9 protein-coding genes are annotated in these 12265 nt (G+C 52.4%); 5 read left to right on the forward strand and 4 right to left on the reverse strand.

From position 1 onward, the window contains the following. Window positions 1-35 precede the first annotated feature (35 nt). From dgt to cdaR, 3 genes are all read left to right on the forward strand, one after another. Entirely contained in the window at window positions 36-1553 is a 1518-nt protein-coding gene (gene dgt / locus J4650_RS12485; protein WP_000146450.1) for a dGTPase, read from the forward strand. A gap of 129 nt (window positions 1554-1682) precedes the next feature. After that, window positions 1683-3110, forward strand: coding sequence for a serine endoprotease DegP (gene degP, locus J4650_RS12490; protein WP_000753959.1), 1428 nt, complete (start codon window positions 1683-1685; stop codon window positions 3108-3110). A gap of 152 nt (window positions 3111-3262) precedes the next feature. Beyond that, window positions 3263-4420, forward strand: a complete 1158-nt coding sequence (cdaR, locus tag J4650_RS12495; protein ID WP_000929458.1) for a DNA-binding transcriptional regulator CdaR — start codon at window positions 3263-3265, stop codon at window positions 4418-4420. Between the two features lie 88 nt (window positions 4421-4508). Here the strand turns inward: cdaR and J4650_RS12500 are convergent, their stop codons facing one another. Beyond that, complete coding sequence (locus J4650_RS12500; protein ID WP_000272193.1) at window positions 4509-4895, reverse strand: DUF3461 family protein; 387 nt, start codon at window positions 4893-4895, stop codon at window positions 4509-4511. 246 nt (window positions 4896-5141) lie between these two features. On the opposite strand from J4650_RS12500, the gene J4650_RS12505 reads away from it, so the two are divergent. After that, complete coding sequence (locus J4650_RS12505; RefSeq protein ID WP_000017192.1) at window positions 5142-6443, forward strand: MFS transporter; 1302 nt, start codon at window positions 5142-5144, stop codon at window positions 6441-6443. A gap of 36 nt (window positions 6444-6479) precedes the next feature. Here the strand turns inward: J4650_RS12505 and dapD are convergent, their stop codons facing one another. The 3 genes from dapD to map form a co-directional block, all read right to left on the reverse strand. Beyond that, entirely contained in the window at window positions 6480-7304 is an 825-nt protein-coding gene (gene dapD, locus J4650_RS12510) for a 2,3,4,5-tetrahydropyridine-2,6-dicarboxylate N-succinyltransferase (RefSeq protein WP_001186673.1), read from the reverse strand. A gap of 29 nt (window positions 7305-7333) precedes the next feature. Continuing rightward, a complete protein-coding gene (glnD, locus tag J4650_RS12515) occupies window positions 7334-10006 on the reverse strand; it encodes a bifunctional uridylyltransferase/uridylyl-removing protein GlnD (protein ID WP_001094519.1) in 2673 nt (890 codons plus the stop codon). Between the two features lie 237 nt (window positions 10007-10243). Then, window positions 10244-11038: a type I methionyl aminopeptidase gene (map, locus tag J4650_RS12520; RefSeq protein WP_001018214.1), complete on the reverse strand. Its 795-nt coding sequence runs from the start codon at window positions 11036-11038 to the stop codon at window positions 10244-10246. Between the two features lie 450 nt (window positions 11039-11488). Here map and rpsB point away from each other — a divergent pair, with 450 nt between their 5' ends. Further along, complete coding sequence (gene rpsB / locus J4650_RS12525) at window positions 11489-12214, forward strand: 30S ribosomal protein S2 (protein ID WP_000246886.1); 726 nt, start codon at window positions 11489-11491, stop codon at window positions 12212-12214. Window positions 12215-12265 lie beyond the last annotated feature (51 nt).

Genomic DNA, 12265 nt, shown 5'->3' on the forward strand with positions numbered 1-12265 from the left:
TATGGGGAAGCGCATTTCTCAGGCGGGGAGAGGATATGGCATCGATCGATTTCCGAAATAAAATTAACTGGCATCGTCGTTATCGTTCACCGCAGGGTGTAAAGACGGAGCATGAGATCCTGCGGATTTTTGAAAGCGATCGCGGGCGGATTATCAACTCTCCGGCTATACGCCGTTTGCAGCAAAAAACGCAGGTTTTCCCGCTGGAGCGCAATGCCGCGGTGCGTACTCGTCTGACGCATTCGATGGAGGTGCAGCAGGTGGGGCGTTATATCGCGAAAGAGATTTTAAGCCGCCTGAAAGAGCAAAACCGGCTGGAGGAGTACGGTCTGGATGCGCTGACCGGTCCCTTTGAAAGTATTGTAGAAATGGCCTGCCTGATGCACGACATCGGTAATCCGCCGTTCGGTCATTTTGGCGAAGCGGCGATCAATGACTGGTTTCGTCAGCGGCTGCATCCGGAAGATGCGGAAAGCCAGCCGCTCACGCATGATCGCTGTGTGGTTTCCTCGCTACGGTTACAGGAAGGCGAAGAAAATCTGAACGATATTCGCCGCAAAGTACGTCAGGATATCTGCCATTTTGAAGGCAATGCACAGGGAATTCGTCTGGTGCATACGCTCATGCGGATGAATCTTACCTGGGCGCAGGTTGGCGGAATTTTAAAATATACCCGTCCGGCATGGTGGCGAGGGCCGGTGCCGGATTCCCATCGCTATTTAATGAAGAAACCGGGCTATTATCTTTCTGAAGAGAAGTATATTGCGAGGTTACGTAAAGAACTGCAGTTAGCGCCTTACAGTCGCTTTCCATTAACGTGGATTATGGAAGCCGCAGATGATATTTCTTATTGTGTCGCCGATCTTGAAGACGCGGTAGAGAAAAGAATCTTTAGCGTTGAGCAGCTTTATCACCATTTATATCACGCGTGGGGCCACCATGAGAAGGATTCGCTGTTTGAGCTGGTGGTAGGAAATGCGTGGGAAAAATCACGCGCCAATACATTAAGCCGCAGTACCGAAGATCAGTTTTTTATGTATTTACGGGTAAATACATTAAATAAACTGGTGCCCTATGCCGCTCAGCGTTTTATTGATAATTTGCCGCAGATTTTTGCCGGTACCTTCAATCAGGCGTTACTGGAAGATGCCAGCGGTTTTAGCCGCCTGCTTGAACTCTATAAGAATGTGGCGGTTGAACATGTGTTTAGCCATCCGGATGTAGAACAGCTTGAACTACAGGGATACCGGGTGATCAGCGGGTTATTAGATATCTATCAGCCGCTATTAAGCTTGTCGCTTAACGACTTTCGCGAGCTGGTGGAAAAAGAACGGTTGAAACGCTTCCCCATAGAATCGCGCTTATTTCAGAAACTTTCTACGCGCCATCGTTTGGCCTACGTGGAAGTCGTCAGTAAATTACCCACGGATTCGGCGGAGTACCCGGTACTGGAATATTATTATCGCTGTCGGTTGATTCAGGATTATATCAGCGGGATGACTGACCTTTACGCATGGGATGAATATCGGCGTTTGATGGCGGTCGAACAGTAAATGGACTTTTGTAAAGATGGACAATAAATTTTTACTTTTTCCAGAAACTTTATTCCGGAACTTCGCGTTATAAAATGAATCTGACGTACACAGCAATTTTGCGTTACCTGTTAATCGAGATTGAAACACATGAAAAAAACCACATTAGCAATGAGTGCACTGGCTCTGAGTTTAGGTTTGGCATTGTCGCCTCTGTCTGCCACGGCGGCTGAAACGTCCTCTTCAGCAATGACTGCCCAGCAGATGCCAAGCCTGGCACCGATGCTCGAAAAAGTGATGCCATCGGTGGTCAGTATTAATGTAGAAGGTAGCACCACGGTGAATACGCCGCGTATGCCGCGTAATTTCCAGCAATTCTTTGGCGATGACTCCCCGTTCTGCCAGGACGGTTCTCCGTTCCAGAATTCTCCGTTCTGCCAGGGCGGCGGTAACGGCGGCAACGGCGGTCAACAACAGAAATTCATGGCGCTGGGCTCCGGCGTAATTATTGACGCCGCGAAGGGCTACGTCGTCACCAACAACCACGTGGTTGATAACGCCAGCGTGATTAAAGTACAGCTTAGCGATGGGCGTAAATTCGATGCTAAAGTGGTGGGCAAAGATCCGCGTTCTGATATCGCGCTGATTCAAATTCAGAATCCGAAGAACCTGACGGCGATTAAGCTGGCGGACTCCGACGCGCTGCGCGTGGGGGATTATACCGTCGCTATTGGTAACCCGTTTGGTCTGGGCGAAACGGTGACGTCAGGTATCGTTTCGGCGCTGGGGCGTAGCGGCCTGAACGTAGAAAATTACGAGAACTTTATTCAGACCGACGCCGCGATTAACCGCGGTAACTCCGGCGGCGCGCTGGTGAACCTGAACGGTGAGCTGATCGGTATTAACACCGCGATTCTGGCGCCGGACGGCGGCAACATCGGTATCGGCTTCGCTATCCCCAGTAACATGGTGAAAAACCTGACGTCGCAGATGGTGGAATACGGCCAGGTGAAACGCGGCGAACTGGGGATCATGGGGACTGAGCTGAGCTCTGAGCTGGCGAAAGCGATGAAAGTCGACGCCCAGCGTGGCGCGTTCGTCAGCCAGGTGATGCCGAATTCGTCCGCAGCGAAAGCGGGTATCAAAGCCGGGGATGTCATTACCTCGCTGAACGGTAAACCGATCAGCAGCTTTGCGGCGCTGCGCGCTCAGGTCGGCACTATGCCGGTCGGCAGCAAAATCAGCCTCGGTCTGCTGCGTGAAGGTAAAGCGATTACGGTTAATCTGGAACTGCAGCAGAGCAGCCAGAGTCAGGTTGATTCCAGCACCATCTTCAGCGGGATTGAAGGCGCTGAAATGAGCAATAAAGGCCAGGATAAAGGCGTTGTGGTGAGCAGCGTGAAAGCGAATTCACCCGCCGCGCAAATTGGCCTCAAAAAAGGTGATGTGATTATCGGCGCTAACCAGCAGCCGGTGAAAAATATCGCCGAACTGCGTAAGATTCTCGACAGCAAGCCGTCGGTTCTGGCGCTGAATATTCAGCGTGGTGATAGTTCTATTTATTTGCTGATGCAGTAATCACCTTTGTCCCCCTTCCGCCATGGAAGGGGGCAACACTTTTCTGTGAAACCCCCCACAACTCCATACTTATTTGCACCGTTTTGTGCATTTGCACAATGTCGAGACCTGTCATCTTCCTTATGCTTGTGCTCTGCTCACAGGAGGGATTTATGGCTGGCTGGCATCTTGATACCAAAATGGCGCAGGATATCGTGGCGCGCACTATGCGCATCATCGATACCAATATCAACGTAATGGATGCCCGCGGGCGTATTATCGGCAGCGGCGATCGGGAACGTATTGGTGAATTGCACGAAGGCGCGCTGTTAGTGCTGTCGCAGGGCCGGGTTGTGGATATTGACAACGCCGTGGCGCGACACCTGCACGGGGTGCGTCAGGGGATTAATCTTCCCTTACGTCTTGAGGGCGAAATTGTCGGCGTGATCGGCCTCACCGGCGAACCAGAGCATCTGCGTAAATATGGCGAACTGGTGTGTATGACTGCCGAAATGATGCTGGAGCAGTCGCGGTTAATGCACCTTTTGGCGCAGGATAGCCGTTTGCGCGAAGAGCTGGTGATGAACCTGATTCAGGCCGAAGAAAATACGCCGGCGCTGGTGGAATGGGCGCAGCGTTTGGGGATCGATTTGAACCAGCCGCGTGTGGCGGCGGTGGTGGAAGTCGACAGCGGCCAGCTTGGCGTCGATAGCGCAATGGCGGAACTTCAGCAGTTGCAGAATGCGCTTACCACGCCGGAGCGTAACAACCTGATAGCCATTGTTTCTCTCACCGAGATGGTGGTGCTCAAACCCGCCTTAAACTCGTTTGGTCGCTGGGATGCTGAAGATCATCGTAAGCGCGTAGAGCAGCTTATCTCGCGAATGAAAGAGAATGGTCAGCTACGTTTTCGCGTGGCGCTGGGCAATTACTTTACCGGGCCGGGCAGTATTGCACGTTCATACCGCACGGCGCGCACTACGATGATGGTCGGCAAACAGCGGATGCCAGAAAGCCGCAGCTATTTTTATCAGGATTTGATGCTGCCGGTTCTGTTAGATAGCCTGCGTGGCGGCTGGCAGGCCAATGAGCTGGCGCGCCCGCTGGTAAAACTCAAAGCGATGGATAACAACGGGTTATTACGTCGGACGCTGACGGCGTGGTTTCGCCATAATGTCCAGCCGCTGGCGACCTCTAAGGCGCTGTTTATTCATCGTAACACGCTGGAATATCGGCTAAATCGTATTTCGGAACTGACCGGGCTGGATTTGGGAAATTTTGACGATCGGCTGTTGCTGTATGTGGCGCTACAACTGGATGAACAGCGTTAAGCCCGGCGGCGCTACGCTTATCAGGCCTACCGGGATATATCTGTAGGCCGGATAAGGCGTAACACGTCGCCATCCGGCAACACACAGCTTACTTACGGGTAAGCTTGTCCAGATCGGCTTCGATTTCACTGATCTTATTCGCGACGACGCTTTCCAGATGGCGCAAGTCGTCGAGGATCTTACGTTTGAGATCGAGTTCTGAGCGGTCGCGCTGGCAGATTTGGTCCAGCTCGTCAATCACATAGCGTAGGTTAGGGCTAATCTCCTGTACTTCTTTATAACCCTGACCGATGCCATCGGCCACCACCGTTTTACGCTGGCGTGGATACTTAAACTTCACGCTTTTAGCAAAGAATTCACCTCTATCCTTTTGAAAATAGATTTTCAGGATATCGTTATTGGCTTCTTGCCGCAGGCTGTAACGATCGATTTCCTCAGGATTGGTAATGCCCAGACTTTTTAGATTGTCATACATAGCGGTATCCTTCATCACACTATAACTTTTGAATAATTAACGAAAAATTGGTTTTTCGCCACCAATGTATACAAAAAAAGCGTAGTTGATCGCAGAAGACGTCTCGGCAACGTCATGAGCAAAAGGGCGGCGGTTATTGATAGCTTAAGTAATTCAACGCGATATTCCGTTTATAGAGAAAGCGTTTGAGGTCAGTGTGGGAAATTGACCGGAGGCAGTGGTCGATAACCTTGAGAGGCGGAGTCTATGTCCGGAACGTATAATGCTACTATTCGCCGGGTGGTGGTTTCCGCCTGGATAGGAAACTCCATTGAATATTATGATTTTCTATTATACGGCCTGGCAAGCGCGCTGGTATTTGGCCCGCTTTTTTTTCCTGGCGCCAGCCCATTGACTGCAACGTTATCTTCTTTTGCCAGTTTCGGCGTGGGATTTATCTCCCGACCGCTGGGCGCGCTATTTTTTGGCAACAGGGGGGATACGCTTGGGCGTAAAAACACGTTATTAATCACGTTAGGCGGGATGGGCGCGGTCACGTTTCTCATCGGTTGCCTGCCTTCTTACGCCAGTATCGGCGCGCTGGCGCCTGCTTTACTGGTTATTCTGCGTTTTCTACAGGGATTTATGGTTGGAGGTGAATGGGGAGGCGCCATGTTGATGGTCGTGGAATATGCTGCTGGAAAGCACCGGGGGCGGTTAAGCGCGCTATCGCAAACAGGAGGACTCACGGGACAATTATTGGCGACAGGCGTATTTATAGTCGTGACCCAATTACCGAAGGAGGCGTTGTTATCGTGGGGATGGCGTATTCCTTTTCTGCTCAGTGCGCTTTTGGTGTTGCCTGGATTATATATGCGTCATCGTCTGGATGAGACGCCTGTCTTCCGTGCGTTTAAAAAGCAGCAGGCCATTAATCATAGGCAGCAAAGAGAAGAAAGGCCGGTGGTCAAAGTAGTACGAGAACAATGGCGCAGCATTTTGCTGATTATAATTCTGCGTTTTGCGGAAAGCGTTCCCTTTTTTCTTGCCACCGTCTTCGCGGTTTCCTGGGCGACGACGCAGCTTGGGATTGCCAGCCTGACTATTCTGTACATTGTAATGTTCACCTGTCTGCTGGCGTATCCCATGCACGTGCTATTTGGCATCATGTCGGATCGGCGTGGCTGCCGTCAGGTGTATATTTTCGGCGCGCTTTTTGTCGCGGCAATGGCTTTTCCCTTTTTCTGGCTGCTGGAAAGCCGTTCGCTCATACTGATGACAATGGGCTACGTTCTGCTTATTAACATTGGTCATAATTCACTGAATGCCGTGCAACCTTCTTTTTTCGCCGGACTGTTTCATCCGCCTGTACGCTACAGCGGTTCATCAATTGGCGCTCAGTTGGGGGCGGTTGTGGCAGGGGGATTCACGCCGTTTATCGCTAAAGCGTTAAGCGCAGTCTATGATAACAGTTGGACTTTGGTTGCCGGTTATGTCGTTTTGACTGCGCTGGCTTCGGCGTTTGCGGCAAAGATTGCGCCGGAAACCGTGTTACCGCATTCGCCGTAATGCAAAGGGGGGCTGTCGCCCCCGCTTTTCACTCGCTTAATCAATAGTGCGCAATAATTCGTTAATGCCCACTTTACCACGCGTTTTGGCGTCGACTTTTTTCACGATCACCGCGCAGTACAAACTGTACTTACCGTCTTTTGACGGCAGGTTGCCGGAAACGACCACGGAGCCCGCCGGTACGCGGCCATAGTGAACTTCACCGGTTTCGCGATCGTAGATTTTGGTGCTCTGGCCGAGGTATACGCCCATGGAAATGACGGAACCTTCTTCGACAATGACGCCTTCCACGACCTCAGAACGCGCGCCAATAAAGCAGTTGTCTTCAATGATGGTCGGGTTAGCCTGCAGCGGCTCCAGTACGCCGCCGATACCCACGCCGCCGGAAAGGTGAACATTTTTACCAATCTGCGCACAGGAACCCACTGTCGCCCAGGTGTCAACCATGGTGCCTTCGTCAACGTAGGCGCCGATGTTAACGTAAGACGGCATCAGCACGGTGTTGCGGGCGATAAATGCGCCCTGACGAACGGCCGCAGGCGGAACGACGCGGAAGCCTTCTTTCTGAAAACGCGCTTCGTCGTAATCAGCGAATTTCATCGGGACTTTATCGAAGTAGCGGCTTTCCGCACCGTCGATAACCTGGTTATCGTTAATACGGAAAGAGAGCAGAACCGCTTTCTTCAACCACTGGTGAGTGACCCACTGACCGTCGATTTTTTCTGCGACACGCAGCGCGCCGGAATCAAGTAGAGAAATGACCTGGTTTACTGCCTCTCGGGTCACGGTATCTACATTAGCCGGCGTAATATCGGCGCGGCGCTCAAAAGCGGTCTCAATAACGTTCTGTAACTGCTGCATTGTTAAACTCTTTCATATAAATAAACACACTACCCTTTATCGTTTGGATTGAGGGCCGCTGTCAACCGTTGTTGCACCTCAAGTTGCAGCACATTATTAAGTGCGCGCCGATCCGCTGTGGCGATTATGAATAAATCTTCTACTCGTTCACCAATGGTTGTAATTCGGGCGCCATGAAGCGAAATTCCCAGATCGGCAAAAATTTGTCCGACCCTGGCCAGCAGACCAGGCTGATCGAGCGCGATCAATTCCATGAATGATTTTCTGTCGGTATGGGTGGGCAAAAAATTGACTTCCGTTTCAACCGTAAAGTGCCGTAACTTTGCCGGTTGCCGACGCGGCTGCGGCGGCTGCCAGCTACGCTGCGTAATGGTCTGTTCAAGACCGGTGCGAATAACGTCATGGCGATCCGCCGCCAGCGGGCTGCCGTCTGGTTCCAGAACGATAAACGTATCCATTGCCATGCCGTCGCGAGTGGTAAAGATCTGCGCGTCATGGACGCTTAAATTACGCCTGTCCAGCTCGGCGCAGACGGCGGCAAACAGATAGGGTCTGTCCGGACTCCAGATAAAAATTTCGGTTCCGCCGCGCGTGGCCTGCGGACTGAGCAACACTAACGGTTGGCGCAGATCGTGCTGCAATAAATGGCGTGCGTGCCAGGCGAGCTGATTTGGACTATGACGAACAAAATAGTTAGCGCGACAGCGGGTCCAGATTTTGTGCAGCGCGGCTTCATCAATATTGTCCATTCGCAGCAGCGCCAGCGCCTGAAGCTGATGGTGACGCACGCGCTCACGCATATCCGGCGTATTTTGCATTCCACGCCTGAGCTGTTTTTCAGTGGCGAAGTACAGCTCGCGCAGCAGGCTCTGTTTCCAGCTATTCCACAAGGTTTCGTTGGTCGCGCAGATGTCCGCGACGGTCAGGCAGACCAGAAAACGCAGCCGTGTTTCGGTTTGCACCTCTTCGGCAAACTGCTTGATGACTTCCGGATCCTGGATGTCGCGGCGCTGGGCGGTGACTGACATTAGCAGGTGTTGGCGCACCAGCCACGCGACCAGTTGCGTTTCGCGTGAGTTCAAACCGTGCAGTTCGGCGAAGGTGAGTACATCCTGCGCGCCCAGTACGGAATGGTCGCCGCCGCGTCCTTTCGCAATATCGTGGAACAGCGCGGCGATCAGGATCAGTTCCGGATGGGGAAGCCGCGGCCAGAGATCGACGCATAGCGGATGGCGCTGGCGCGTCTCTTCTTTCGCAAAGCTCTCCAGTTTGAGCATTACGCGGATGGTGTGTTCATCCACCGTGTATGCGTGGAACAGGTCAAACTGCATTTGTCCGACGATGTGCGACCACTGCGGCATATAAGCCCACAGTACGCTGTGGCGATGCATGGGCAGCAGGCCGCGGCTGACCGCGCCGGGATGGCGCAGCATACTAAGAAACAGAGTGCGCGCCTCCGGGATGTAACACAGCGGTTGGCTCAGGTGGCGGCGGGCGTGGCGCAAGTGGCGTAATGTCGTAGAGTAAATGCCGGTGATCGCGCTATTGCGCACCATCATATAAAACATGCGCAGGATCGCTTGCGGTTCGCGGATAAACAGCGTGTCGTCACGCAGATCAATAAGCGTGCCGCGCAGTTGAAACTCATCGTCAACAGGACGCGGTTTTTCATCCGCAGGCAGCGCCAGAATCGCCTCGTCAAATAGCTGAAGCAGCATCTGATTAAGTTCGCTCACCCGACGCGTAACCCGGAAGTAGTCTTTCATCATTCGCTCAACCGGATCATTGCCCTCGCCGCTGTAGTTAAGGCGTTGAGCGACGCTTAACTGGCGGTCGAACAGCAGGCGGTTATCGTAGCGGCTGACCACCAGATGTAGCGCAAAGCGAATGCGCCACAGGATATGCAGGCATTCGTTGAGCTCCGCGCGCTCAGCCGGGGTTAAAAAGCCGAATCCCACCATCTCATCGAGCGAGGTAGCGCCGAAGTGACGTCGGGCGACCCACTGTAACGTATGGATATCGCGCAGGCCGCCGGGGCTGCTTTTAATATCCGGCTCCAGATTATAGCTGGTACCGTGATAGCGCTGGTGGCGCTGGTTCTGCTCTTCTACTTTGGCGGCGTAAAATTTGTCGGACGGCCAAAAACCTTCGCTGAAAATATGTTTTTGCAGTGCCAGAAACAGAGCGACATCACCGATCAGCAGGCGCGTTTCGATGAGGTTTGTCGCAACGGTTAAATCAGACAGACCTTCCAGCAGACACTCTTCCAGCGTACGTACGCTATGCCCGACATCCAGCTTGACGTCCCATAATAAAGTCAGCAGCTCGCCGACCTTTTGCGCCTGTTCATCGGGTAGCTTTTTGCGGCTTAAAATGAGCAGATCAATATCGGAAAGCGGATGCAGTTCGCCGCGTCCATAGCCGCCGACGGCGACCAGCGCCAGATCGGCAATCTGACCGAAACCGGCCTCAATCCACAGGCGTTGCAATAACTGGTCGATAAATTCGGTTCGGGCTTCAATAAGCTGTTCAGCACAAATGCCGCTGTCAAATGCCTCTCCCAGCCAGTGTTGAAAGATGTCGATGCGGGCTTTGATACCGGCGACGGTCAGTTCAGCGCGCGGCCAGACGCCAGGGTTTTGCGGCTGGTCAGGGAGGGTGGGGAGTGCGGTATTCGCGTGCTGTTCAGGAAGAGTATTCATATGCGCCACCCATTAAAAAGCCGGATGGTAGCGTGAACGCCTTATCCGGCCTACGTATTTACTCTTCATCCTTCAAGTTGCTTCTACGTTGGCTGCGCTCGTTCACTCCAGTCACGTACTTATGTACGCTCCTGAAGATTCACTCTCTTGCCGCCTTGAGGCAACTCGAATGATTTTGAGTAAAGGTGTAATTTGTAGGCCTGATAAGATGCGAAGGCATCGCCATCAGGCAAAACATTATTCGTCGTGTGTGATGATCGCCGGGATGGTGTCATCTTTACGCAGCGTCAGAATTTCACAGCCGTTTTCCGTTACCACAATAGTATGCTCGTACTGAGCAGACAAGCTGCGGTCTTTGGTTTTTACCGTCCAGCCGTCTTTCATGGTGCGGATACGGTAATCCCCGGCGTTCAGCATCGGTTCAATGGTAAAGGTCATGCCAGGCTGCAACACGACGCCGCCATCGTCTGCATCATAATGCAGCACCTGCGGTTCTTCATGGAAGCCGCGACCAATACCGTGTCCGCAGTATTCACGTACCACGGAGAAACCTTCGCCTTCGGCATATTTCTGGATGGCGGCGCCAATGGTGCGCAGGCGGATGCCCGGTTTCACCATTTTGATGCCCAGATACAGGCTCTCTTGCGTGACGCGGCACAGACGCTCGCCCAGAATGGTCGGTTTGCCGACGATAAACATCTTCGAGGTATCGCCGTGGAATTCATCTTTAATCACGGTCACGTCGATGTTGACGATATCACCATCTTTCAGATGTTTAGCGTCATCCGGAATGCCGTGGCACACCACTTCATTAATAGAGATACAGACGGATTTCGGATAGCCGTGGTAGCCGAGGCAGGCGGAGATCGCGTGTTGTTCGTTAACTATGTAATCGTTACAGATACGGTCCAGTTCGCCGGTGGTGACGCCCGGTTTGATATACGGTTCGATCATTTCCAGCACTTCGGCTGCCAGACGGCCCGCGACGCGCATTTTTTCGATGTCTTCAGATGTCTTGATAGAGATAGCCATGAATTCTGTCCATCAGTGCCGATGATTTCGGCAATAATTGTGTAAGTGCTGACAATGGTATCAGTCAGGGGTGTACCCTGCCAAATTGAGAATCATTCTGAACTTCGCCTTTCGTGCCACAGGTGCGTTGGCGACATTTTTTCACCCCAGTCACTTACTGGCCGTAAGCTCCCGGGAATTCAAAAATTTGCCGTCTGCCTGTAACACGAAATTCATCGTTCAATTCAGCACTGAGTGCCAACAATTATTGGTGTCGGTGGCGTATTTGTGGTATAAAGCGCGCCGGACTTCCGATCCATTCGAAGACTACACACGATGGACGGGAGCGACAAATCTCACTTTGTGTAACAACACACACGTATCGGCACATATTCCGGGGTGCCCTTTGGGGTCGGTAATATGGGATACGTGGAGGCATAACCCCAACTTAATCTATAGAGGTTTTAAATCATGGCAACTGTTTCCATGCGCGACATGCTCAAGGCTGGTGTTCACTTTGGTCACCAGACCCGTTACTGGAACCCGAAAATGAAGCCTTTCATCTTCGGCGCGCGTAACAAAGTTCACATCATCAACCTTGAGAAAACTGTACCGATGTTCAACGAAGCTCTGGCTGAACTGAACAAGATCTCTGCTCGTAAAGGTAAAATCCTTTTCGTTGGTACTAAACGCGCTGCAAGCGAAGCGGTGAAAGAAGCTGCTAACAGCTGCGACCAGTTCTTCGTGAACCATCGCTGGCTGGGCGGTATGCTGACTAACTGGAAAACAGTTCGTCAGTCCATCAAACGTCTGAAAGACCTGGAAACTCAGTCTCAGGACGGTACTTTCGAAAAGCTGACCAAGAAAGAAGCGCTGATGCGTACTCGTGAGCTTGAGAAACTGGAAAACAGCCTGGGCGGTATCAAAGACATGGGCGGTCTGCCGGACGCTCTGTTCGTTATCGATGCTGACCACGAGCACATTGCTATCAAAGAAGCGAACAACCTGGGTATCCCGGTATTTGCTATCGTTGATACCAACTCTGATCCGGACGGCGTTGACTTCGTTATCCCGGGTAACGATGACGCAATCCGTGCTGTTAGCCTGTACCTGGGCGCTGTCGCTGCAACCGTTCGTGAAGGCCGTTCTCAGGATCTGGCTTCCCAGGCGGAAGAAAGCTTCGTAGAAGCCGAGTAATAAGGCTTGATAACTCCCTAAAATAGTTCGAGTTGCAGGAAGGCGGCAAGC

It is taken from the genome of Salmonella sp. 32120201201600049SM, assembly GCF_017572835.1.
Taxonomy (GTDB): domain Bacteria; phylum Pseudomonadota; class Gammaproteobacteria; order Enterobacterales; family Enterobacteriaceae; genus Salmonella; species Salmonella enterica.